The 23,783-nt window shown below is 66.7% G+C and carries 22 protein-coding genes; 9 read left to right on the forward strand and 13 right to left on the reverse strand.

What is annotated here, in order from left to right:
* Window positions 1-38: 38 nt before the first annotated feature.
* Genes AC5RUK_RS09660 through AC5RUK_RS09675 form a run of 4 tightly spaced genes read right to left on the reverse strand, consistent with a single transcriptional unit; the run spans window position 39 to window position 3,583 of the window.
* Window positions 39-1,001: a VOC family protein gene (locus tag AC5RUK_RS09660; protein ID WP_493988708.1), complete on the reverse strand. Its 963-nt coding sequence runs from the start codon at window positions 999-1,001 to the stop codon at window positions 39-41.
* Window positions 998-2,167 carry a 4-oxalomesaconate tautomerase gene (locus AC5RUK_RS09665; protein ID WP_494152018.1) on the reverse strand — a complete coding sequence of 390 codons (1,170 nt, stop codon included), beginning with the start codon at window positions 2,165-2,167 and terminating at the stop codon, window positions 998-1,000. Before AC5RUK_RS09665 ends, AC5RUK_RS09660 begins: the two co-directional genes overlap by 4 nt.
* Window positions 2,157-2,852 (reverse strand): 4-carboxy-4-hydroxy-2-oxoadipate aldolase/oxaloacetate decarboxylase, encoded by a 696-nt coding sequence (locus AC5RUK_RS09670; protein ID WP_494152019.1) that lies wholly within the window; start codon window positions 2,850-2,852, stop codon window positions 2,157-2,159. The genes AC5RUK_RS09665 and AC5RUK_RS09670 overlap by 11 nt, the downstream gene beginning before the upstream one ends.
* On the reverse strand, window positions 2,849-3,583 hold the full coding sequence (locus AC5RUK_RS09675) for a PIG-L deacetylase family protein (protein WP_494152020.1): 735 nt from the start codon (window positions 3,581-3,583) through the stop codon (window positions 2,849-2,851). The genes AC5RUK_RS09670 and AC5RUK_RS09675 overlap by 4 nt, the downstream gene beginning before the upstream one ends.
* A gap of 195 nt (window positions 3,584-3,778) precedes the next feature.
* Here AC5RUK_RS09675 and purU point away from each other — a divergent pair, with 195 nt between their 5' ends.
* Window positions 3,779-4,681 carry a formyltetrahydrofolate deformylase gene (gene purU / locus AC5RUK_RS09680; RefSeq protein ID WP_493988704.1) on the forward strand — a complete coding sequence of 301 codons (903 nt, stop codon included), beginning with the start codon at window positions 3,779-3,781 and terminating at the stop codon, window positions 4,679-4,681.
* 114 nt (window positions 4,682-4,795) lie between these two features.
* Here purU and AC5RUK_RS09685 read toward each other — a convergent pair whose 3' ends face one another.
* A complete protein-coding gene (locus tag AC5RUK_RS09685) occupies window positions 4,796-6,148 on the reverse strand; it encodes an aminomethyl transferase family protein (RefSeq protein ID WP_494152021.1) in 1,353 nt (450 codons plus the stop codon).
* A gap of 77 nt (window positions 6,149-6,225) precedes the next feature.
* Window positions 6,226-7,896 carry a CocE/NonD family hydrolase gene (locus AC5RUK_RS09690; protein ID WP_494152022.1) on the reverse strand — a complete coding sequence of 557 codons (1,671 nt, stop codon included), beginning with the start codon at window positions 7,894-7,896 and terminating at the stop codon, window positions 6,226-6,228.
* 236 nt (window positions 7,897-8,132) lie between these two features.
* Here AC5RUK_RS09690 and AC5RUK_RS09695 point away from each other — a divergent pair, with 236 nt between their 5' ends.
* The 6 genes from AC5RUK_RS09695 to AC5RUK_RS09720 all read left to right on the forward strand — a co-directional run bounded on the left by AC5RUK_RS09695 (window position 8,133) and on the right by AC5RUK_RS09720 (window position 13,822).
* On the forward strand, window positions 8,133-8,903 hold the full coding sequence (locus tag AC5RUK_RS09695; protein ID WP_494106776.1) for an ABC transporter ATP-binding protein: 771 nt from the start codon (window positions 8,133-8,135) through the stop codon (window positions 8,901-8,903).
* Window positions 8,903-9,613, forward strand: coding sequence for an ABC transporter ATP-binding protein (locus tag AC5RUK_RS09700; protein ID WP_493988700.1), 711 nt, complete (start codon window positions 8,903-8,905; stop codon window positions 9,611-9,613). Before AC5RUK_RS09695 ends, AC5RUK_RS09700 begins: the two co-directional genes overlap by 1 nt.
* Window positions 9,614-9,616: 3 nt before the next feature.
* Window positions 9,617-10,501, forward strand: coding sequence for a branched-chain amino acid ABC transporter permease (locus AC5RUK_RS09705; protein WP_493988699.1), 885 nt, complete (start codon window positions 9,617-9,619; stop codon window positions 10,499-10,501).
* Complete coding sequence (locus AC5RUK_RS09710) at window positions 10,498-11,529, forward strand: branched-chain amino acid ABC transporter permease (RefSeq protein WP_494152023.1); 1,032 nt, start codon at window positions 10,498-10,500, stop codon at window positions 11,527-11,529. Before AC5RUK_RS09705 ends, AC5RUK_RS09710 begins: the two co-directional genes overlap by 4 nt.
* A gap of 58 nt (window positions 11,530-11,587) precedes the next feature.
* Window positions 11,588-12,859, forward strand: a complete 1,272-nt coding sequence (locus tag AC5RUK_RS09715) for an ABC transporter substrate-binding protein (RefSeq protein ID WP_494152024.1) — start codon at window positions 11,588-11,590, stop codon at window positions 12,857-12,859.
* A 186-nt stretch (window positions 12,860-13,045) separates the two neighbouring features.
* Entirely contained in the window at window positions 13,046-13,822 is a 777-nt protein-coding gene (locus AC5RUK_RS09720; RefSeq protein WP_494152025.1) for a VOC family protein, read from the forward strand.
* 58 nt (window positions 13,823-13,880) lie between these two features.
* Here the strand turns inward: AC5RUK_RS09720 and AC5RUK_RS09725 are convergent, their stop codons facing one another.
* Together AC5RUK_RS09725 and AC5RUK_RS09730 are read right to left on the reverse strand one after the other, a co-directional pair.
* Window positions 13,881-15,599, reverse strand: a complete 1,719-nt coding sequence (locus AC5RUK_RS09725) for an amidase (protein WP_494152026.1) — start codon at window positions 15,597-15,599, stop codon at window positions 13,881-13,883.
* Window positions 15,596-16,642, reverse strand: a complete 1,047-nt coding sequence (locus tag AC5RUK_RS09730) for an agmatine deiminase family protein (protein WP_494152027.1) — start codon at window positions 16,640-16,642, stop codon at window positions 15,596-15,598. Before AC5RUK_RS09730 ends, AC5RUK_RS09725 begins: the two co-directional genes overlap by 4 nt.
* A 94-nt stretch (window positions 16,643-16,736) precedes the next feature.
* Here AC5RUK_RS09730 and AC5RUK_RS09735 point away from each other — a divergent pair, with 94 nt between their 5' ends.
* A complete protein-coding gene (locus AC5RUK_RS09735; protein WP_494152028.1) occupies window positions 16,737-17,384 on the forward strand; it encodes a TetR/AcrR family transcriptional regulator in 648 nt (215 codons plus the stop codon).
* 83 nt (window positions 17,385-17,467) lie between these two features.
* On the opposite strand, the gene AC5RUK_RS09740 is transcribed toward AC5RUK_RS09735, so the two are convergent.
* A complete protein-coding gene (locus AC5RUK_RS09740; protein WP_494152029.1) occupies window positions 17,468-17,872 on the reverse strand; it encodes a VOC family protein in 405 nt (134 codons plus the stop codon).
* Between the two features lie 9 nt (window positions 17,873-17,881).
* Complete coding sequence (locus AC5RUK_RS09745) at window positions 17,882-18,322, reverse strand: helix-turn-helix transcriptional regulator (protein WP_494152030.1); 441 nt, start codon at window positions 18,320-18,322, stop codon at window positions 17,882-17,884.
* Window positions 18,323-18,503: 181 nt separating this feature from the next.
* Here AC5RUK_RS09745 and AC5RUK_RS09750 point away from each other — a divergent pair, with 181 nt between their 5' ends.
* On the forward strand, window positions 18,504-19,058 hold the full coding sequence (locus AC5RUK_RS09750; protein WP_494152031.1) for a MarR family winged helix-turn-helix transcriptional regulator: 555 nt from the start codon (window positions 18,504-18,506) through the stop codon (window positions 19,056-19,058).
* Between the two features lie 5 nt (window positions 19,059-19,063).
* On the opposite strand, the gene AC5RUK_RS09755 is transcribed toward AC5RUK_RS09750, so the two are convergent.
* Genes AC5RUK_RS09755 through AC5RUK_RS09765 form a run of 3 tightly spaced genes read right to left on the reverse strand, consistent with a single transcriptional unit; the run spans window position 19,064 to window position 23,627 of the window.
* The gene (locus AC5RUK_RS09755) at window positions 19,064-21,175 is read right to left on the reverse strand and encodes an acetoacetate--CoA ligase (protein ID WP_494152032.1); all 2,112 of its coding nucleotides are present in this window, start codon (window positions 21,173-21,175) and stop codon (window positions 19,064-19,066) included.
* A gap of 5 nt (window positions 21,176-21,180) precedes the next feature.
* On the reverse strand, window positions 21,181-21,957 hold the full coding sequence (locus AC5RUK_RS09760; protein ID WP_494152033.1) for an enoyl-CoA hydratase/isomerase family protein: 777 nt from the start codon (window positions 21,955-21,957) through the stop codon (window positions 21,181-21,183).
* Window positions 21,954-23,627, reverse strand: coding sequence for a class I adenylate-forming enzyme family protein (locus AC5RUK_RS09765; RefSeq protein WP_494152272.1), 1,674 nt, complete (start codon window positions 23,625-23,627; stop codon window positions 21,954-21,956). Before AC5RUK_RS09765 ends, AC5RUK_RS09760 begins: the two co-directional genes overlap by 4 nt.
* Window positions 23,628-23,783 lie beyond the last annotated feature (156 nt).

Genomic DNA, 23,783 nt, shown 5'->3' on the forward strand with positions numbered 1-23,783 from the left:
CTGACAAAGTTGTTGCCAATAACCTAGCCCATCGGTTCTCAGTGCGTGTCCGGCACCTCGACGGGCGGTGTTCCGTGGGTATGGAACGTCGAGATGGTCTGCATGCCCCAGGCCTGGCCCTTCTTCCGTTCCGTCTCGGTCCAGACCACCGGCTCCCAATCCGGCGCCAGCAGGAGCCGCGCGCCGGCATTGGCGAACTCGATGCGGTTTCCGCCCGGCTCGTAGACGTACAGGAAGAACGTCTGGTTGATGGTGTGCTTGTGCGGGCCGGACTCGATGTGGATGCCGTTCTCCAGGAAGATGTCGGCGGCCTTGAGGATGTCTTCACGGGTGTCCGGGGCGAAGGCGATGTGGTGCAGTCGGCCGGAAGCCCCCAGGTTGTCGGCCGAGTAGACCAGGTCATAGGACTTCTGGCCGAACCGGAACCAATGGGCCGCGATGCGTCCGTTGTCCAGCCGGATCAGTTCGCTGTCCTTCAGGCCGAGCACTTCGGCGGAGAACTTCGCGTTCTCCTCCACGTTGGCGGCCAGGTAGTTGATGTGGTCGAGCCGGCGGGCGTTGACCCCGTGGCCGGGGAAGCGGGAGGCCTGGTTCTTCAAGGCCGGCTTGTCGTCCGTGGCCCGGTACCACTCGGTCTCGTAGTAGACGGACATCGGGTGGCCATCCGGGTCCGTGAAGTGGAACGACGGTCCGACGCCGAATTCCCCGTCCCGCCACTGACCGCCCTGCCCGGACTCCCGGATCGAAGCGACCAGCCGGTCCAGCGCCTCGGGTGAGGCCGCCCGGTGCGCCACCAGCCCGACGCCGGAGGCCTGGCGCGGGGTGAGCTTGATGCTCCAGTTCTCGTAGTCGTCCCACGTTCGCAGGAAGACCGAGTCCCCGGCGCGGCCGATCTCCCGCATGGCCAGCAGGTCGTTGAAGAACCAGTAGCTCTCGTCGAATTTATCCGTGAACAGTTCGATGTTGCCCAGGTGGGCGATATCGCGGTGGTGGGGTGTCATGGTCTTCCTTCACTTGGTTGCGGGGCCACCCGGTCTCGGGGAAATACGGTGCCGTCGAACAGCTTTCGCGCCGTCCGCAGCACCGTGGAGGAAGTGGTGGTGAGGCCGGCGGGGCCTTCGGCCAGTTCCGCGCCGACGTCCAGGTAGCCGGTCGGGTGTTCCAGCCGCAGCGGCCTCCCGTCCGCGGGGAGCCGGGCCAGTTCGTGTCCGACGGCGTTCGGCAGCTGGATGCCGGCCGCCACGGTGGTGCCGCCGAGCACGCCGATGGACGTGTGGCAGCGCACCGGCAGGAAGCTGCGGGTGTTGACCGTGCCCCCGTTCCGCGGTGCGGAGAGCAGTACCAGCTTCGGCACGGTCTTGCCGGACACGTCCCCCATGCCCATCAGCTTCGCCGCCTCAACCCGGATCCGGGCCAGCCGGTCCGCCAGGGCGGTGTTAGTTTCCAGCTCGGCCGGGTCCTCGTAGCCGGTGACCCCGAGATCGGCCGCACGCAGCAGGACCGAGGGCATGCCGTTGTCCACGCACGTAACGTCGACGCCGTCCGCCACGTCCGTCTCCTGCCCGGTGGGCAGCAGCGCTCCGGTGGAGGAGCCGGCCGTGTCGGCAAAGTCCAGGGTGATTGGGGCGGCGGTACCGGGCACGCCGTCGATGGCCGCGTCCCCTCGGTAGTCCACCCTGCCGCCGGGCGTCGGGAAGGTGGCGGTGGCCATGCTGTCCGAATTCACCATTCGGATGCGCACCGCCGTCGTGCTTCCCTGTGCCGGGAGCAGGCCGCGTTCGACGGCGAAGGGTCCGACGCCGGCGAGGATGTTGCCGCAGTTCTGGCTGTCCGTGACCGTCGCCTCGTCCACGGCGACCTGCAGGAACAGGTAGTCCACGTCGGCCCCGGCACCGGTCGACGGCGAAATGACCGCCACCTTGCTGGTCAGCGGGTGCGCCCCGCCGATCCCGTCGATCTGGCGGGCGTCCGGGCTGCCCATGATCCGCAGCAGCAGGTCGTCGCGCTCGGCAGGATCCGCCGGCAGGTCTTCGGCCAGGAAGTAGGCGCCCTTGGACGTGCCGCCGCGCATCAGCATGCAGCGGACGCCGTTTCCGTGTTCCCCGCCGGCGCCGAAAGGTGCACCCGCGCCCATGCGCCGGGCATCGCCGTCGTGATCAGCCGTCATAGTCCTCGGCCGCCACGTACTGAACGCCGAGCTTCTCCAGCAGCGGCCGCAAACCGTAGTAGTCCAGCCCCAGCGTCCCCTCCTGGAACCGTGACCGGGTCTTCTCTTCCTTGTCCAGGCGCGCCTGCGAAGCCTCGATCGCTGCCGGTGCTTCCAGCCGCGGCACGCAGACCACGCCGTCGTCGTCGGCCACGATCACGTCGCCGGGCCGGACCGTGACCCGGCCCAGGGTGATGGGGACGTTGACCGCGCCGGCGCTCGCCTTTACCGTGCCCTGGGCGTGGACGGCCGCCGACCAGGCGGGGAAGCCCATCGCCTGCAGCTCGGTCACGTCGCGCACCCCGGTGCTGGTGACCACGCCGCGGACGCCGCGGTACTGCAGGGCGGTGGCGAACAGTTCGCCGAACAGGCCGTCGGTGCATTCGGAGGTGGTGGTGACCACCAGGATGTCGCCGGGGCGGCACTGCTCAATGGCGGCGTGGATCATCAGGTTGTCGCCGGGCCAGCAAAGCACGGTGACGGCGGTGCCGGCCACCCGGGTGCCGGACTGGATCGGCCGGAACTGCGGGCCGGCCAGGCCGGTGCGGCCCATCGCTTCGTGGACCGTGGCGACGCCGAAGCCGGCGAGCGCGTTGGCGTCGGCCAGGTCGGCGCGGGGCGGGTTGGTGACGATGACGTTTTTCATGCCAGCGTGTCGGTTACTTGGGGGTAGTAGCGCATGTAGGCCTCGCCCTTGGTGTCCGTGGGGAGGCCGAGGTTGGGGCCGGCGTTGCGTTTGACCTGCACCCCGCGGCGGGTCGCCAGGTCCGTGTAGTAGTCCCACATGTGCTGCTGCGCCGGCAGGCATTCCATCGCCTTGCGCTTGGCCGGGAAGGCTTCGGTGATGTCGAGCAGCACGTTGGGCTTGAAGTCGCTTTGCTCCGGCTGGTGCGGTTCGAAGAAGAACACCGGCGGGGCGCCCAGCGGGTCGCCCGGGGCGTCGTAGCCGATGGCCTGCGCCAGCACCCGAGCGTCCAGCGCCATCCGGGCCGCGGCCGGGTGGTCCCCGTTGTAGGGGTCGGCGAGCGGATGGGTCAGCACCACCGTGGGCTTAACCTCGCGGTAGATCTTCACCAGCTCGTCCACCAGTTCCCGCGTGGGCACCAGCGGATAGTCGCCGGCGTCCAGGAACCGGACCTCGGCCCCCAGCGCGGCGGCTGCGTTCTCCGCCTCCTGCCGGCGGATCACCTTGATCTCTTCAAGCTTCTTGCCTTCGCGCCAGGCCTTGGCGGACTCGCCGCGTTCGCCGTAGGACAGGCACACGACGACGGCGCGCTCGCCCCGCTGTGCCGCGGCGGCGATGGCGCCGCCCGCCCGCCACACAAAATCTCCCGCGTGCGCGCTGACCACTAATAGGGCCGGCTCGGTGTCGCTCAAAAGTCCTCCCGGCGTCGTTGTCCTAGGGGAAGTCAACCACCGGGAACCAGAATCGTCAACAATTCTGGTTCCACTTCCCGAACGGCCACCGCATAAGCAAAATCGTCCCCCTTTGGCCTCCGTCTCCGGGCCGCGGGCCTGCTAAGTTATTGGCAACAAATTTGTCGCTGCACCGGGCCGACGAATCGAGACGCAATGACCACCTACCCGCAGAAGCCCCCGGCGGCAGGCGCGCCCTCGGCAGAGGACCAGGGTCGACTGATCGTTCAGGGCACCGACCGGCCGGGCATCGTCGCCAGCGTTTCCACCCTGCTGACCGAGGCCGGCGCCAACATCGTCTCGCTCGATCAGCACTCCACCAATCCGGAAGGCGGCCGGTTTTTCCAACGGACCGTCTTCCATTTGCCCCATCTCACGGCCCGGGTGGAGCAATTGGCGCACAGCCTGGAGCAGCAACTGTCCGGCGACCCGGACCTGTCGTGGCGGCTGGTGGAAGTCAGCCGGCAGAAGCGCGTGGCAATCTTCGTTTCCAAGTCCGACCACTGCGTGCTGGACTTGCTCTGGCGGCAGCGGCGCGGCGAGCTGCCGGTGAACATTGCCATGGTTGTCTCCAACCACCCCGACCTCAGCTCCGATGTCCGCCAGTTCGGGATCCCCTACTTCCACGTGCCGGTGGACAAGGAGGACAAGGCCGCGGCGGAGAGGCGCCACCTCGAGCTGCTTAAGGGGAACGTCGACCTGGTGGTCTTGGCCCGGTACATGCAAATCATCTCGCCCGGCTTCCTCGAGGAGGTGGGCGTACCGGTGATCAACATCCACCACTCGTTCCTCCCCGCCTTTATCGGCGCGGCGCCCTACCGCAAGGCCAAGGAACGCGGCGTCAAACTCATCGGAGCCACGGCCCACTACGTCACGGAAGACCTGGACGAGGGCCCGATCATCGACCAGGACGTCATCAGGGTCTCGCACAGCGACTCCGCAGAGGACCTCGCACGGCTGGGCGCCGATGTGGAACGCAGCGTCCTGTCCCGGGCGGTGATGGCGCACTGCGAGGACCGGGTGCTGCGCGACGGCAACAGCACGATCGTGTTCCAGTAGCCGCCGGCGCGGCCCGGCTTCCGTTCGTGTTCCAGGAGGCGCAAGGCTCAGCCCGGCTCCCGTTGCTGCCTCCGATGGCCCGTTGACCATCGACGCCGCAGCCGCGCATCCGGGTCAGGCGCGGTAGGCCTTCCGCGCGAAGTCGGAGTACGGCACCGGGGCGACCGTTGCCCGGATCTCCACCTGGCGGTGCGGCTCGACCTGGGGCTTGCGAGTGTTGGGTTCCTCGCCCCAGAGCACGGTCACTTCCGTGCCCGCTGCGCTGTGCCGCTTGTCGAGGGTGGCCAGCGAGAGGAAGGCCTGCTCGTTGGCCGCATAGCCGCAGTCGAAGGACAGGCCGGCGGGCTCTCCGCCTGCCAGCACCTGGTCCACCTGGTAGAACGCGTAACGGGCCTTGGGCATGTCGAAGTACTTGGCCGGCAGCCCGTCTTTGCCGAGCGACTTGAACACGCTGGCCACGTCGTCGCTGTTCCAGACCAGGGTGACCTTTTCGCGGGCAGGATTCTCCCGCATCCGCTCCAGGGCGCCGCGACCGATGAAGTCATGGTCGAAGGAGACCACGCGGCCGTAGTTCAGGTCCCATGGCGTCAGGTAGTAATCCTCGATGTCCGGAGACGCGAAGCTTCCGCCGAGCGACCCGGCGGACGCGAGCGGCAGCCACTTCCGGTATTCGGCGAGCCGGTCCCCGCTGAAGATGGCAGGCACCGGCGTCGGCACCCACCCGGAGCCGAGCGGGGACGTGGAGTAGGCCTTCGCCCCCACTTGGCGCAGCTCGAGCTCTTCGCCCGCCTCCAGGATGGCCTGGTGGACGCGTTCGCCCTCCGCCCACGGGCCGAAGATCTCGAACCCGGCCTGGCCGGCGATGCCGTGCCTGATCGCCCGGACCCGGCAGCCCGCGATCGTGAAGTCGGTCATGTGGAAGAACTTCACGTCGGGAACCGGGGAACCGATGAGTTTCTCCACCAGCGGAAGCGCCTGCGGCCCCTGCAGCTCATACCGGTAGATCTTCGGGTTGCCCTTGCGGACCAGGGAGTTGCCATCGCGCTCGGCGGTGGCGTCGTAGCCGCCCTTCTCCAGGTGGAACTGCACCCAGTCCAGGACCATGTGGTGGCCCACCAGGTTGAAGCTGCCCTCGGCCAAGTAGGCCAGGATGGCGTCGCCGATCAGGTGGCCGTCCTCGTTGACCGCAACGAACTGCTTCGCGGTGTTCGGCCTGAAGTTCGCGAACTTGTTCACCCCCAGGCCGCTGAGCAGCGTCAGGGCGTCCGGCCCGTTGAGGTACAGGTCGGTCATGTGGTGGGACTGATCCAGCAAGGCGACCGATTGGTCCCAGGCACGTTGCTCCGACCGCCAGTTGGTGAACTCCGGCTGGATCGGAAAGACGATGGGAAGCGCGGGCAGGTTCCGCAGCAGCTCCACCGGGTTTCCGGTGCGCTGGATGGCATTCTCAAGGTTTTCGGCAGGCATGTCGCTCTCCATTCCGTGATCTGGTTCTGCGGCCGGGGCCGCCGGCTCGCGGCCTGGGCGGCGGCCGCCTGTGTCGTTTAGCCGGAGGTTTCGGTGAACACCGGGATCACCACGTGCGAGGCGGACTGGCCGCCGGTGTGGATGCGGTGCTCCCCGCGGTTGACTAAGTCCTCGTGGCGGGCGTAGAGGTCGGGCTTGGGGTAGCGCATGACGTCGGACCCCTGCACCACCAGGACCAGGGTGTCCCCGGCCTCGAAGCGGGTACCGGAGGGCAGGATCTCGATCTCCAGCCGGACCGGGCCCTCCTGGGGCAGCGGCAGGGCCCGCCGGTGGGCCAGCACCGGCAGGTAGTCGGTGGAGCGGTCCGGATCGAGTTCGCGGTGGGAGGCGCGCTGCCAGCCCACGGCGACGGGGCCGTCGTCGAAAATGGCGTAGTAGGGGAAGCCGACCACCGTGCCGTCCCGGCCCTTCTTGAACAGCGCGACGAAGACGTCCATGTCCTCGGCGTCCGGGGCCGACAGGAAAAGCACGGCCTTGGCGTGGCCCACGAGCATGGTTTCCTCGCGGAAGGCCAGGCTGAATTCCGCCCGGTGCGGCCGCAGCCCGCTGGCCAGCGAGTCGTAGCCGGCGGTGGCTTCCGCCGCGGGCGGCTCGTCCGCGAGCGCACCGCCAGCGGCATCCAGGTAAAGGGTGCGGTACCGGGTCTGCGGCGGCGGCCACTCCGCGGCAGCATGGGTGCTCCCCTCGTAGTAGCGGTCCCGCACCTCCAGCCGCACCGGCGGCCAGTCCGCCAGGCCGCTGTCCCGCCCGTGGAGGAAGTGGTCGAAGAAGATCCGCTGCTGCTCCACCATGTCGGGGCGGTAGTACTCGGCCCACTTCTTCCGGCCGTGCACGTAAAGCCATTTCCGCTCGGAGGCGATCCGGCGGAAGCCCTCCAGGGTCCCCCGCGTGTGCAGCCCCTGGTCCGACCAGCTGGCGACGACGAACGCCGGGACGGTGACCTTCTCCAGGTCGGCGCTCTTGGACTCCCAGAAGCCGTCGTAGAACGGATGCGCGGCCGTTTCGGCTTCCAGGTCTTCGATGGGGCCGGTGGCGTACCCCCAGCGTTCCCAGATGTAGGGCCAGAACCACGTTTCCGGGATGCCGCCGTGGCGGGCAACTTCCCGGTAGGTGTCGGTCCAGCCTTCCCAGGGGTTGATCGCGGCAAGGTGCGGCGGGTTCAGCTCTGCCACGCGCCACTGGGACACGGTCAGGTAGGAGACGCCGGACAGCCCGACCTTGCCGTTGCTCCATTCCTGCCCGCCGACCCACTCGATCAGGTCGTAGAAGTCCCTGGCTTCTTCCGGAGAGCAGTAGGTTGCCGCGCCTTCCGAGTACCAGGTGCCCGGGATGTCGGCCACGACGACGGCGTAGCCGTGCGGCACCCAGTAGGCGGGATCCGGTGCCTCGAAGGTCGTCAGGTCGCTGGTGTAACCGGCCTGCACGCCGCTGGTGGGGCGGACCACGCCCAGCTGCTCGGTGATGTGCTTTCCGTACGGCGACCAGCTGACCAGCGGAGCGGCGGGCTCCGGGCCGTCGGGCCGGTACACATCCACGCGGATCACCGCGCCGGACGACGCGGCCACGGCGATGTCCCGCTCGATGACCATGCCCGGCAGATGTTCGGTCCGCGGCTGGGGCGGACGTCCGCCGCGCTCTTCGGGAGCATGGCGGTGTCCCCTGAAGAGATAAGGGATGGAGCCAGACATCGTGTCCGCCTTTCCGCGGTGCAGCCCTGGCAGCCGCCGAACGCCTGTTGTTTCCCCTGCCTTACTACGGCGGCCATAACGTTCCCGTAACCGCCTTGACATGAGATAGATCACATCGTTAGCTTCAATGTCAACATTCTTGTTAGCACCAGCCGGCCAACGGCGCCGGAATTGAGCAGTCTCCCGCCTCCAGGAAGCGTTGAATCCATGTGGCGTATGGCAGAGAGTGTGCGGCCATGACGGCCAGGCTGACCGTCGAGGATGTTTCTCTGCACTTCGGCGGCATCAAGGTGTTGGATTCAGTTTCGTTCGAGGTGGAACCGTCGACGGTCTTCGGGCTCATTGGCCCCAACGGCGCCGGCAAGACGTCTTTGTTCAACTGCGTCAGCGGACACTACAAGCCGTCGTCGGGGTCCATCGGCATCGACGGCGCGGACGTCCTCTCCCGGGCACCGTCCGCCCTGGCGCGGTTGGGGCTGGCCCGCACGTTCCAGCATCCCGCACTGCAGCTGGACAAGACGGTGCTGGACAATGTGCTCCTCGGCGGCCACTCGCGGCTGTCCGGCGGCGCGCTGTCCTGGGCGCTCCGGCTCCCGCATGCCGTCCGCGGCGAGCGCACGCTCCGGCGGCAGGCGCATGACGTTCTTGCGCGGTTGGACCTGGACTGGGCCACCCACCTGCCGGCTGGCGAGCTGGCCCACGGCTTCCGCAAGCGCGTGGAGTTGTGCCGGGCGCTGCTCAGCCAGCCCAAACTGCTGCTGCTCGATGAGCCGGCCGCCGGGCTATCCCACGCGGAAGTCGAAGACCTGATCGGCTGGATCAGGAACCTGCGCGTGGAATTCGAGCTGACCATCGTCGTCGTCGAACATCACATGGGCCTGATTTCCGCGGTGACGGACCGCCTGGCCGTGCTCAACCAGGGGCGGAAGCTGGCGGAGGGCACGGCGGCCGAGGTCCGGCAGGACCCGCGCGTGATCGAGGCTTATCTCGGGCAGGGGGCGGCGTAATGGGCCTCCTCGAACTCTCCAACGTGCGCGCCTGGTACGGCCGGGCGATGGCGCTGCACGGCATCAACCTGAGCGTGGCCGACGGCGGTGCGACCGGCATCCTGGGTGCCAACGGCGCCGGCAAGACCACGACGCTGCGCACCATCAGCGGGATGGTCAAGACCAGCGGGGACATCACCTTCGAGGGCCGCAGGATCACCGGGATGCGGCCCGACCAGGTGGCCCGGCTGGGCATTGCCCACGTGCCGCAGGACCGCGGCACCCTGGCCAACCTCAGCGTGCAGGACAACTTGCTGGTCGGTGCTTACCGGCGCAAGGACCAACGCGGCGTCGCCGCCGACCGGGACCACTACTTCGACCTCTTCCCGCAGCTCGCGGCGCGGAGCAAGACACCCGCCGCCGCGCTGTCCGGCGGCGAGCAGCAGATGCTCGCGATCGGCCGCGCCTTCATGTCCGGCCCCAAACTCGTGCTGCTGGACGAGCCATCCCTGGGGCTGGCGCCCAGCACCGCCAGCCAGGTCTACGAAGCGATCACCAAACTGCGCACCGAAACGGGGTTGTCCATGGTGGTGGTGGAACAGAACGCCGCCCTCGCGTTCTCCATCGTGGACGAGGCCACGGTCCTGGAAACCGGGCACACCGTGCTGTCCGGACCGCGCGAAGAGCTCATGGGCATGGACGCCATCCGCAAAGCGTACCTGGGAGGGTGAGCCATGGATTCACTGTTCCTGCAGCTCATCATCGACGGCCTGGGCAACGGGGCCATCTACGCCGCCCTGGCGCTGGCCATCGTGCTGGTGAACCGGGCCACCGGGCTGATCAACTTTGCGCAGGGCGCCATGGCGGTCTTCTCCACCTTCCTGGCCTGGACCCTGTGGCAGGCGGGCGTACCGCCGGCGCTCGCCATTCCCCTGGCCATCCTGGTCTCCGCGCCGCTGGGCGCCGGGGTGGAACGCCTGATCATGCGGCGCTTCGAGCGCGGGCTGCCCGACACCGCCATCATCGTCACGGTCGCCCTGCTGGTGCTGTTCACCGGGCTGGCCGGCCTGTTCTGGGGCTACAACTCCCAGCAGTTCCCCTCGCTCTTCCCGCTGGGCACCTTCCAGGTCGCCGGGGCCTTCATCAGCTATCAGTCGCTGGGCAACATCGTCGTGCTGCTGCTGGTGGTGCTGGCCCTGCAGCTGCTGTTCAAGAAGACCAAGCTCGGCCTGGCCCTGCGGGCGGTGGCGGACAACCCGGAGTCCAGCGCCCTCTCGGGCATCCCGGTGGGCCGGCTGCTCATGGTGGGCTGGGCCCTGGCCGCGGTGCTGGGCGCCATCGCCGGCGTGCTGATCGCGCCGAAGGTCTTCCTGTCCCCGCACATGCTGGACCAGGTGCTGGTCTACGCCCTGGCCGCCGCCATCCTGGGCGGCCTGAACAGCCCGCTGGGCGCGGTGGTTGCCGCCGGCCTGATCGGCGTGGTGGAGAACCTCGCCGGCGCCTACATCGGCTTCATCGGCGATGACCTGAAGATCGCCGTGCCGCTGGTCGCCATGTTCATCGTGTTGCTGGTCAGGCCCCAGGGCCTCTTCGGACAGAAAGAGGTGGTGCGGGTATGAGGCGCCAGGTGTTCGCCTCGCGCTGGTTCCGGATCGCGGCCACCGTCGTCGTGCTGGTGGTGGCGGTCCTGGCACCGCTGCAGCTCATTCCGTATGTGAACTACCAGCTGACCGTGGTGGCCGCCTTCGCCGTCGCGATCCTGGGCCTCAACCTCGTGACCGGTTACGCGGGGCAGATCTCGCTGGGCCAGAGCGCGTTCGTGGGGCTGGGCGCCTACGTCACCGCGTATGGCGTCACCGAGGGCTGGCCGGTGCCGCTGACCTTCGTGCTCGCCGCCCTGATCCCCGCCGTCGTCGGTTTCCTGGTCGCCCTTCCCGCGGTCCGGCTGCGCGGCGTGTCGCTGGCCATGGTCACCATCTCGCTGCCGATCATCGCGGACCGGCTGGCCAAGCGGCTGGACGATTTCACCGGAGGCTCCGTCGGCATCACCGTGCAGTGGATGAACGCCCCGGACTGGAGCGGCCTCGCCGACGACCAGTGGCGGTACTACGTGGTGCTCGGCGTCGCCGCCGTGTTCTTCCTGCTGGCGGCCAACCTGACCCGTGGCCGGATCGGGCGGGCCTTCGCCATCGTCCGCGAGAACGAGGCCGTGGCCACCGCGATGGGCGTCTCCAACTACCGGTACAAAGTCCTCGCGTTCACCGTCGCGTCCCTGTACGGCGGGATCGCGGGCTTCCTCTACCTGGCCGCCGTGCAGTACATGTCCCCCGCCACCCTCAGCTTCGTGGTTTCCATCAACATGCTGGCGGCCATGATCATCGGCGGGTCGGCCAGCATCGTCGGCTCCCTGCTCGGCGGGCTCTTCTTCGTTTTCATTCCGGTCCTGGCCGGGCAAATCGACCCCTCCCACACGCCGATCATCTACGGCGCCGCCCTGCTGGTGATCCTGTTCCTGGCCCCCGGCGGGCTGGTGACCCTGCCGGCGCTGCTGCGGCGAATGCGCCGCAAACGCACCGAGCCGGAGGCCGCCATCAAGGCTCCGGACACCGGCCCGGAAGTCCATACCCCGACCACTACAGCGATGTGAGCCGGCAGGGGCAAGCATTTCGATCCAGCACAAGGCCCACAAGGCTAAGGAGAAAACAATGCGAACACGGCAGATCGGACGCGGCGCCAAGGGTGCCCTGGCCGCCGCGGCAGCCCTCGCCATCACGCTCAGCGGATGCGGCCGGGGCGACGGCGGCGGCTCGCCCGAGGGCAGCCCGGGCGCTACCGAGGGCGGCGCAGCCGAGCAGGGCATTACCGACACCAGCATCCTGCTCGGCAGCACCACCTCGCTCAGCGGTGTGGCCGGAGCGCCGGGCAGTTGCCTGGTCGCGGGCATGGAGGCCTACTTCGGCGCGGCCAATGCCGACGGCGGCGTGGAATTCGGCGACGGCAAGACCCGCACAGTGGAACTCAAGGCGTACGATGACGCCTACGATCCCGGCCGCGCCGTGGCGAACTTCCGGCAGATGATCGCCGAGGGTGTCTTCGCCAACGTCAACGGCCTGGGTACCCGGACCAACCTGGCCATCATGCCGGTGGCCACCGAGGAAGAGTTCCCGCAGGTGTTCGTGGCCTCCGGAGACTCGGTGTTCAGCGAAGACCCCGAGGCCAACCCGTGGACCATCGGCTGGATGCCCACCTACTACGCCGAAGGCAACTCTTTCGGCAAGTTCCTGGTGGACTCCGGCGACGCCGTGACCGTCGCCGTGCTGGAACAGAACGACGACGCCGGCAACGAGTTTGTCGCCGGGCTAGAGGACGCCATCGAAGGCTCGGAGGTGGAGATCGTCCAGCGGGCCACGTTCGAGCCGGGCGACCCGACCGTCGACGCGCAGATGGCCCAGCTGGCGGACAGCGAGGCCGACGTCTTCTTCTCGGCCAACACGGTGCCGGCGCTGACGGCGTCGTCGATGGTCCGCGCCCAGGACCTTGGCTGGACCCCGTCCATCTTCCTGGCAGCCGTCGCCGCCAACGAGCGGGACGTCCTGGAACCGGGCAATGCCAGCGCCTTCCCGAACGTGTACAGCACCGGCTTCACCAAGCAACCCACGCAGACCGACGACGAGGAAGTGAAGCAGTTCCTGGCCGACATCGAGGAGCACGCCCCGGATACCGCCGACCAGATCATCCCGCACTGCCTCTGGGGCTACGCCACTGCGGCCACCCTCGAGGAGGCGTTCAAGAGCATGGCCGAGCCGACCCACGAGGCCCTGATGGAAGCGGTCCGCAACGTCAAGGACTTCGAGCCGCCGCTGCTGCTCGACGGACTGAGCGTGGACACCACCACCAACATGGCCCCGATTTCCGAGGTGCAGGTCCAGGAGCACACGGGCGAGGGATACGTGCCGGCGGAGTCCTTCACGCCGTAACGGGATCATGCCGACGGCGCCGGTTCCGCCATCCACACATCACGACGGCGGTGCCGGCGCCTTCCCGTGCGCGGCGCCTTGGGGTTTGCGTCGCCGGCTTCCGGTGCCGGTTTCCATTGCCGCCGTCGCCGGCCCCGGGTAGGCTCGCGCTTGTTTCCACCCACCCCCGCGGAACAGGAGCCAGCCATGCCCAAGCCCACCATCGCCCCCGGTGCACCCTGCTGGGTGGATTTGATGACCTCCGATCCGGAGAGAGCCAAGCAGTTCTATACCGAGCTTTTCGGCTGGACCTATGAGACCGGAGACCAGGAGACGTACGGCGGCTACATCATGGCCTTCAAGGACGGCAAAACCGTTGCGGGCATCATGCAGAGCCAGGAGGCCGGCAACCCGGATACGTGGAGCACCTACCTGCGGGTGGACGACATCGACGCCATCACCCCCATCGCCGCGGCCCACGGCGGCCAGGTGCACATGGAGCCGATGGATGTCCCGGAGCAGGGCAAGATGGGCATGATCGCCGACCCGGGAGGGGCCGCCGTCGGCCTGTGGGAATTCGCCGGCCATACCGGCTACCAGCTGGCCGCCGAGCCGGGCTCCCCCGCCTGGCACGAACTCTTCACCCGCGACTACCCCGCCACCGTGAAGTTCTACCAGGACGTGTTCGGCTGGGACACCGACGTCATGAGCGATACCGACGAGTTCCGTTACACCACCCTCGGCTCCGGCGACACCGCGGCGGCCGGCATCATGGACGCCGGCGCCTGGCTGCCCGAGGGCGTCCCAGCGCACTGGCGCATCTACTTCGCCGTCGAGGACACCGACGCGGCCGTCGAAAAGGCCACGGCCCTGGGCGGCAGCGTGGTCCAACCCGCCGAAGACACGCCCTTCGGCCGTGTCGCCACCCTGACCGACCCGACCGGCGCCATGTTCCTCGTTGTCCAGGGGCTGCCCGGGCAGTAGCCGTCCGGACATGCGGCCGGTCACCACTCCTTGAGCGCCTTGTGAGCCGGTCCTGCCGTCAGCCCAGCCGCGGGGTCCGGGGCGGCTCGGTGCGGCGGTCGCCGGTCGCCTCGAAGGCGGCCGCCACAGCCAGCAACGCGTTGTCGTCGTAGGCTCGCCCGGCGAAGGTGAGTCCCACGGGCATGCCGATGTCCGCCGTCGTGCCCATGGGCACGGTGACGGTGGGAATGCCCAGGTGGCGCGGGACGAGATTCCCGTTGGCCACCCAGACGCCGTTGCGCCAGCCGAAGTCTGCCGAAGCCGGGTTAACGTCCATGTCCGCGGGGCCGATGTCCGCCATCGCAGGGAAGACGACGGCGTCCAGCGCCTGGTGGTCCAGCCAGGCTTCCAGGTCCACCCGGCGGGTTTCCTCGAGTCCGCGCAGTCCCTCCGCGAGATGGGGGATGTCGGTGAACGAGGCAACGCCGTGTTCCCGCACGTGCGCCGGATAGGACGCGATGTCGTCGAAATCGTCGTAGGGGTCCGGCAGGGCTCCGGGCGGATGCGGAAAAATTTCCGACCCATCCACGTCGGCCAGGGTCCGAAGCGCCGGGTCCCCGTTGGCCGCGAGGAAGTCCTCCCACGCCCACGCGGAGAGATCCAGGATCTCCCGCCGCAGGTACTCAGGACTGACCAGGCCGCGGGTGCCGATTTTCGCGGCACCGGGCCGGTCGCCCTCGTAGTTGGAGACGACCGGGAAATCCACGGGAACCACCTCGGCCCCCGCGGCCTCAAGGTCCCGGCGGGCTGCTTCCCACAGCTCGATGACGGATGCCCGGGTCTCGATCCGCTGCCCGGTGGGACCGCCGATGCCGGGGTGTTCGCTGGTGCCGGCATCGGGGTCGGCGTTGATGTACATACGGGGCACGCCGAAGCGTTTTCCCTGCAGCGCGTCCCGTGCCTGCTGCAGTCCGCGGGGCGCCAGGGCCGGATAGGAGTCGGGCCGGACCGACGAGGCGGCGGGGATGGGCACCCAGGGCTGCAGGCGCCAGAAGTCGCCGCGCGTTTCGGCGTCGTCCGCCACGATCACGTCCAGCACTTCCAGCAGGTCGGCCATGGTCCGGGTGTGCGGCACCACCACGTCCATGGTGGGAACCAGCGGCCAGTTGCCCCGCACGGAGATGATGCCGCGCGACGGGGTGTAGGCACACAACGCGTTGTTCGACGCGGGCGCCCTGCCGCTGGACCAGGTCTCCTCGGCGAGGCCGAAGGCGGCGAAACTTGCCGCCGTCGCGGTTCCCGATCCGTTGGATGAACCGGAGCCGAAGGCGGCCGTCAGGAAGTCGGGGTTGTAGGGGCTTTCGGCGCGTCCGTAGAGACCCCGCTGCATGCCCCCGTTGGCCATCGGCGGCATGTTGGTGAGTCCCAGGAGCACTGCCCCTGCCGCGCGCAGCCTTTCAATGGCGAACGCGTCGCGCCGGGCCACCAGGTGCTCGAAGGCGGGCGAGCCTGCGGCGGCGGTGAGGCCTTGGGCCAGGTAGCTGTCCTTCGCCGTGTAGGGAATACCGTCCAGCGGTCCCAGGGTTTCTCCGCGGGAACGCCGCCGGTCGGCAGCGCGGGCGTCCGCGAGCGCCTCGGGATTCATGACGACGACGGCGTTCAACCGGATGCCGCCGTGGTCGTAGGCGGCGATGCGTTCCAGGTAGGCGTGCGTGAGTTCCTCGCTGGTCGCCTGCCCCGTTTGCAGCGCCTCGCGCAGCTGCGCAATCGAGGCCTCCACCACGTCAATCCGGCTCATCCTGCCGCCTTCGCGCCGAGCTTGGGTTGCTGCTGCGTGATGCAGTGTATTCCGCCGCCGCGGGCCAGTATCGGCCGCGCGTCCACCGTGACCACGCGGCGGCCGGGATAGGCCTCGGCGAGGATTTTGGCTGCCAGCGCATCGGCGCGTTCCTCCCCGTAGCCGCAGGCAATCACGCCGCCGTTGACCGCCAGGTGGTTGACGTAGCTCCAGTCGACGAATCCTTCCTCGTCCTTCAGGGTGTCCGGGGCGGGCAACTCAACGATGTCGAACGGCTTTCCTGCCGCGTCGATCTGGGTCTCGAAGAAGGGCCGCAGGGACCGGCTGACGTCGAAGTCGGGGTGTGCCGGGTTGTTTTGCATATGCAGCAGGATCCGTCCGGGCGAGGGCAGGGTGGCCACCATGTCTATGTGCCCGCGCGTGCCCAGGTCCTCGTAGTCGCGGGTCAGTCCCCGGGGTACCCACACGGTATGCGTGGCGCCGAGGGTGCGGGCCAGTTCCGCCTCAACCCGTCCCTTGTCCGCATACGGATTCCGATCAGGATCGAGCTGCACGGTTTCGGTCACCAGCACCGTCCCCTCGCCGTCAACGTGGATGGCGCCGCCTTCGTTCACCAGCAAGGAGGTGACGAGTTCGGCCTGGGCCTGCGCGGCGACAAAACTTCCGATGCCGCGGCTCTTCTCCCACTCGGCCCAGGCCGGCGCGCCCCAGCCGTTGAAGGTCCAGTCCACCGCTCCGAGCACGTCCGGCCGCTCGTCGTCGACCACGAAGGTCGGGCCGATGTCCCGCATCCAGAACTCATCCAGCGGTTCCTCGAGCCGTTCGATGCCGCTGTCCAGCATGCGGCCGGCGCGCTTCCGTTCCGTCGGGTCGACCACCATGACAACGGGTTCGAACTCCGCGACGGCATGCGCCACCGCGGCCCAGGCACCGTACGCTTCCTCGGCCGACGCCGCATCCGCGCCCAGCGTCAGGCCGGCCCGGGGGAACGCCATCCAGGTGCGCTCGTGGGGATCGGTTTCCGCCGGCATTTTCCAAGCCACAGGGGTCTCCGTCTCGTGAGGAACAGCAAGGCCGTCCGACCCGCCTTGTTGATCGCATGATCAATAATGCAGCGAAGCTACTCTAGACTGTTCTGTGATATCAAGCACACCCAAACGCACTCCGCGCAAGGCGCCCGCCGAGCGTGCCGCGGAAATCGCCGAAGCGGCCCGGGCCATCGGGATAGAGCAGGGTCTTTCCGCGATCACCCTGCGCAACGTGGCGGGCAGGGCCGGGGTAGCCCCGGGCCTGGTGGCGCACTACCACCCCACCGTCGATGTCCTGGTGGCCGGAGCCTTCACCTCCATCGTGGCCGCGGAAATCGATGAGGTGTCGGCCATGGTTGCAGGGCGGCCCACGCCGCGGCAGGGCCTTGGCCTGCTGCTCGACACGCTCCTGGACGACCGCCGGCTGGATGTGACAGCGGTGTGGGTGGAAGCGTGGTCCTTGGGCCGCCGCAACGAGGCGCTGGCGGTGAGCGTGCGCGCCCAGATGGATGCATGGCAGGCGGTGATCCGGGATCTGCTTGAGGCGGGCGTTGCCGCCGGTGAGTTCACGACGCCGGACGCGGAAACCGTGGCCTGGCAGGTTCTGGGCATGATCGACGGGCTGAATGCCCAGGGGCTGGTGCGCTGGAACGGCGTCAGCGACCGGCACACCCACCTCGCACGCGCCGTGGAAGTGATGGTGGGAGCGGCCCCGTCGTCGCTGCTGCCACACGCGGCGCCCGTCGCGGACCAATAGCCCGCGGCCGCCTACCGGTGTGCAGGACGACGGCGGCCGCGCGCCGTGGGAGGTGAGCCGCTGTCGTCGTTCCGGGTGTTGGGTTATTTGTCCTGGTTGATGCGGATCATGTTGCCCGATGGGTCCCGGACGGCGCAGTCTCGCGGCCCCCACGGCTGGTCCATGGGCTCCTGCAGGACCTCTGCGCCGATCGAGCCCAGCCGTTCGAACGCAGCGTCCAGGTCATCCGTGCGGAACACGAGCATGGGAAGGACTCCTTTGACCAGCAACTCCTGGAGCTGGTCGCCGTCGGCCTGCGAGCGCCCGGCATGGGGTGCGGACAGCACCAGCTCCAATTCGGGCTGGTCGGGGCTGCCCATGGTGATCCAGTGGAAGCCGTCGTTGGCAACGTCGTTGCGGGCCTCAAGCCCGAGGCCATCCCGGTAGAACGGGATGGATTCCGCGGGATCGTTCACGGTGATGTTGCAGTACTGGAGTGAAATAGTCATGCGGCAAAACTACGCCGGGGCCGGAGTTGCCGCTTCTTCGATCCTGCTCGATCTCGGGTCGACGGGCCGGGTGAGCAGCTTCGCGATGCACGGCGGCATGGCCTCGGCCGCCGGATGCTCCCGGCTGCGATAGGCGCTGGGGGTTTCGCCCACCAGTTGGGTGAACCGCGTGCTGAACGATCCCAGCGAGGTACAGCCCACCTGCATGCAGGCGTCCGTGACGCTCGTACCGGCGCGCAGCAGCGCCATCGCCCGCTCAATCCGGCGGGTCATCAGGTAGTTGTACGGCGTCTCCCCGTAGGCGGCCTTGAAGCGACGCGAAAAATGCGCCGGCGACATGAGCGCCTTCGCCGCCATTGTCGGCACATCGAGCGGCCGGGCAAAGTCCCGGTCGATCAGGTCCCGCGCCCGGCGCAGATGCGCCACATTGGCCAGCTCCTCAGGAGTCACACGTTGAGAATACTGCTCGGTTTGGCGACCCGGTAGTTGCCGGGAGGACGGGCTGACAAGTGCGGTGCTTCAGGGTCAGCACCCGACAGTCATGACGGCACGGTCTGCTGCCTCGAGCGTGAGTGTCCAGCCCTCCAGCAACTTGTCCATAAATTGACAGTATCCGTGGCATAATTCGTCCATGGCCACAGCAGACAGCGAGCCCCAGCAGTTGGACGTTTCGAAGCTCACGGCCGTGGAATACGGCCGCTTGGCCGATGCTTATGCGCAGTCGGTGGCACCTTCTGCAGATCAGCTCTCACTCGGGCTAGGGCTACGACTCGTGCGCGCTTCGGGAGCCTTCGTCAAGGCTGCGGAAAGCGAAGTGCAGCGTCCGTTGAAACTCAACTGGAGCAGTTTCAGCGCTCTCTATGTCATCTCGGTGTTCAGATCCCTGGAAGCGCGCACCATCGCGCGGTTTACTGGTCTGACCCGCCAAGGAGTCTCGCTGGTATTGACCGGACTCGAAAAGGCCGGCTTTATCAGCCGGTCCTCGGGAAACCAGGATGACGGCAGGTTGGTCAACGTCCGATTTACTCCAGAAGGCGAGCAGGCCGCCGACAGCGCGGTGAAAGGACAACTCCAGTTCTCGGAAATATGGTTCTCAGTGTTAGACGACGACGAACGCTCGGAGTTGAACCGCCTCCTGGAGAAGCTGCTGGAGAAAGGCCCCCAGCAGGCTTACCGTCACGGCTAAGCTGCTTAGCTCATGCCGTGCATGCGGCCGAACTGTCGGGCAAACGCCTCCACTTCAGTCAGGGCGCTCGGAACAGCGAGTGCATCAAGGCTTAGTGCTTCCGCCGCCGGAACACCAGTCAGGATTTTCTTGACCGGAATCTCCAGTTTCTTTCCGGTCCTGTTCCTGGCCACATCCTCCACCAATACGATGTGATCAGGAACGTGCCGTGGTGACAGCTTGATTCTGAGTTCCCGGATTATTTGATTCCGACGCTCAGCTTCCAACGTGCCGTCGAACGTGGCCACGAACAGAACCAGTTGCCCGTTCCCGCCAACCGGGTCTTCCACATGGACGATGAGGCTGTCCACCACGTCCTCGCGGTTTTCCAGGACGTTGTAGAACTCGGCTGTCCCCATGCGGACGCCACCGCGGTTAAGCGTCGCGTCAGACCGTCCGCTGATTATGCTACTTCCCGTGTCGGAGCGGAAACGGATGCGGTCCCCGTGCCACCAGAGACCGGGGTACTTTGTGAAGTAGCTTTCCAAATATCGTTGGTTGCCGTTGTCGCCCCAAAAACCCACCGGCATTGACGGCATGGGCGAGAGCACAACCAGCTCCCCAAACTCATCGATCACCTCGTGACCGTCTTCATTCAAGGCAACCACATTGACGCCAAGGCATTTGCCCGACATCTCACCGGCCCAATCCGGCTGCCATGGCCCGCTTTGGACGAAGGCTGTACAGACATCCGTGCCCCCGCTGCCAATATTGAAAACTACCTGCGGGCCGAAGTTTTCGCGCACCCAGTGATAGCCGGTATCAGGCAATGGGCTGCCCGATGAACCGAGGGTCCGGATCGAGTCCAGCCGATACTGTTTGCCGGGCTGCAGCCCGGCATCCGTGCACGACATTATGAAGCCGGGGCTGATTCCCATCAGCGTAGGGCGAAGCTCTTCGGCCAACCTCCACTGGTGTTCCATGTCGGGGTACGCCGGATCACCGTCAATCATAATGATCGATGCCCGCAGCATCAGTGCCGACACCAGGGAGTTCCAGACCATCCACGCCGTCGTGGTGGACCAGACCATCCGGTCGCCGGCCCGCAAATCCCAACTCAGCGCACTGTTCTTGACATGTTCGGCGAGGAATCCCCCGTGGCTGTGGACGATAGCCTTCGGCTTGCCCGAGGTGCCTGACGAAAACAGGATGCACAGCGGGTGCAGGAAGTCTACGCGCTCAAAGTCCAGCGGTGGCGCTTCATCTGCTGCGCGGGACAAGTCCGCCCAAGACACTGCCTCCGGAGCTGTTTCCACTCCGAAGTCGCCGTAGGGGACGGCGACAGTAGCCTCCAAACCGGGCAGCGCCGAGCGGATCTGCGTAAGCTCCCCTGCCCGATCGATATGCTTTTTGCCGTAGACGTAGCCGGTAACAGCAAAGAGGACCTTGGGCCGAATCTGCGCAAACCTGTCAATGACACCCTGCGCACCGAACTCCGGCGGACACGCCGCCCAGACTGCACCCAGGCTGGCCGTGGCGAGAAAGGCCACGGCGGCTTCGGGGATGTTGGGCAGATATCCGGCCACGCGGTCCCCTTTGCCCACGCCCATTTGCTTTAGGCCTCGCCGTACGCGGGCCACACCCTCCTGCAGTTCCGCGAACGTCAGTTCCAGCCGTCCCCGGGTCTGGGAAACGCCGATAATGGCCGTGTCCGTGTCTTCGGACCGGGCCACTCCCTGCGGTGCGGTCCGGGCCACTCCCTGCGGTGCGGTCCGGGCCACTCCCTGCGGTGCGGTCCGACCCACCCCCAGCAGCGCGTTTTCTGCATAGTTGACGAGCGAGCCTTCAAACCAGCGGGCGCCCGGCATGGTCGCCTCACTCAGGGCCTCCGCGTAGCTGCCGTGGTCGCGAATCTGGAAGTAGTCCCACACCGAACCCCAAAAGCTGTTCAGGTCACGCACTGTCCATCGTTGCAGCTCGTCATAGCTGCCGAAACGCATGTCGCGATTTTTGCGCAGCCACTCCAAATAGTCGCCCAGGAACGTTTTCTCCAGGTCGTCCCCTTGCACTGGTCCGCGCAGCAAGGCCGGCAAGGGCCCAGGACCGGATGTGTCCGCGCGGGCTCGTTTCGCGTCCATCCTGCCTACCTCCTCGTGATCGACGCGCGAATCTGCGCTGCAGCCTCTGGGGCGGCCAAGCTCTCCACAAACCGTTTCGCCTCCCGGTCCAAGGCCTCGGCAAGCGGCAGGTCCGGGCCGTCGCGTAAACTATCTTTTAACGCCTTAAGCCCACTGGGAAATTTGGCAGCAGCGCGAGCCCATTCCATGGCTGTTTCGACCAGGATGCCCGCCTCCACCACTTCACCTACAAGTCCGGCGGCGAAAGCCTCCTCTGCGCTGACGGCCCGTGGACGCAAGAGCCAGTCAGTGGCTTTTGCACGACCAACGCATTCCGCCAGCATCTTGGTGGTGCCAAAGTCTGAAGATAGGCCGAGCGACAGAAAAGCTGTGTTGAACTTTGTGTTGCTTGCCGCCACCCGCAAATCGCAGGCGCTGATCCAGCCGATGGCTGCACCGACACAAGCACCCTTAACCGCAGCAATACTTAGCTGCGGCATAGCCCGCAGCAGCTCGACCAGCCGGGCATTGCTGCGCATACGCGCTGTCAGGGCTGATCGGCCGTCCAGGCTGCCCGTTTCCATGGCCAGGCCTGTCAACATCTGCAGCTTGCCGCCAACACTGAAGGCACGTCCTGCGCCGGTAAGCACGAGGGCGCCAACATCCGGGTCAGCGGCTACCTGCTCCAGTGCTGCGACAACGCCAGATGTCATGTCGTCGTCCAGGGCATTCATAGTGTCCGGGTCGTTCAGGGTAAGCACGGCGACGCCGTCGGATATTTCCAGTTTCACCGACACTGTCATGCCCCTTCTTCGGTGGCCAACTGCTTCAAGTCGCGGTGCTGGATTTTGCCATTGAAATTCTTCGGCAGTTCATCCATGAAGGTGATCTGGCGGGGAACCTTGTAGGCTGCAAGGCTCTCCTTGCAGTAGGCAATAAGTTCATCGGCCGTAGGACGTTGCACACCGTCCTCCAAAAGTGAGACGAACGCGCTGACCGTTTCGCCGCGATAGTCGTCGGGGACGCCGACAACAGCCGCTTCACGCACTGACGGATGCCGGTAGAGAACATCCTCCACCTCGCGCGGCCACACCTTGTAACCGGAGGCTATGATCATGTTCTTGGTCCGGTCGACGATGAACAGCCAACCCTCTGCGTTGACGAAGCCTATGTCGCCTGTGTGCAACCAGCCATGACGAAAGGTCTCCCGGCTGGCTTCTTCATTGCGCCAGTAGCCGCTGATGATCCCCTTGCCTCTCAGGCACACCTCGCCGCGTTCTCCTGCGGGGACTTCCTTCCCGTCAGGCCCTTCGATGCGCAACTGGGTATCGAACATGGGCAGACCGACGGAGATGATGCCCGATTCCGGGTCCACCAAGGGGTCGATGCCCGGGGGAGTGCTGGAAACTGCGGCCGTGGATTCGGTCAGCCCGTAACCCGGTTGCAGCTTCACTCCGAAGACTTCATGGATGGCTTTGGCCATTTCCGTGGGGATCGGTGCCCCGCCTGAGCCCAAAACCCGAAGGCTCGTCACGTCCCGCGGCCTTTTCCTAGCCGCCTGCAACAGCGCGATGTAGGCAGTGGCGGCACCCGTTGTCCACGTCACTTCGTGTTCTTCGATCAGGTCCAGGAAAACGTTCGGCTCGAAGCGGTAGGCCAGGACGAGCTTCGAGCCGTGGTTTACCCATGCACTCAGATGCAGGGCCAGCCCTGTGATGTGAACGAGCGGCGCTGTGCAGATTAGTACCTGGTCGGGGCCCGCGATGCCATTGTATTCGGGGTAGGCGGCGCCGGCCCAGAGGAGATTCGCATGACTGGTCAGTGCACCCTTCGGCGGGCCGGTGGTCCCCGAGGTGTAGGTGAAGATGGCAGTATCGTCCGGATCGATGACAACGGCCGGTGCTGGGACACCACTGTGTGCTCTGACCAGTTCCATTAGGTCCAGGACCTCCCTGTCCCTGACATCGTCCGCCGGACGCTTCAACAAGGTTGGAACATCCGCGGCGCAGTCCGCCATCCCTGTTGTGATCACGGTCTTGACGGTGGTTCCGGCAATGCTCTCACTGCCTTGCGCAGCCCACGTTTCATTCGCGGTCACCAGCACCATCGGTTCCGCGTCTCTGGCAATCTTGTTCACTTCCGGAGCGCGGTACATCGGGCTAACAGGAACGATGATTGCCCCTAACCGCCAGGCGGCAAATGCGGCGAAGACGAACTGCGGGATGTTCTGCAACTGGACGATGATCCGATCCCCCTTGCTTACCCCTTGGCGGGACAGGGCCGCGGCGAGGGCGTCCGAAGTCTTCCGCACGTCGGCGAATGTGAAATCGCGGCCGAAGTAGTGGAGTGCTGTCTTGGCCGGATATTCGTCGGATGCTTCGTCGAGCGCCTCCGGCATCGTGGAATACATAGGGTCATTCGGAGCCGAGAGGATGGCCCGGCGCTCGTCGTCGAGCATCGGGGCCGCGGACATCGGGTTCACAAGCTTTCCTTCCCCACCACCCCGGAACGGGATCGTGTGATTGCGCTAACATCGAGATAAGATTACTAGACATTTAGCGAAAAAAGCTAGGTGCGGTCAGCGCTTCCATCTTCTGAGGCGCACGTCGGAGGCCGCCCAGCCACAGCG

This window comes from Arthrobacter sp. Y3223065, assembly GCF_059090885.1.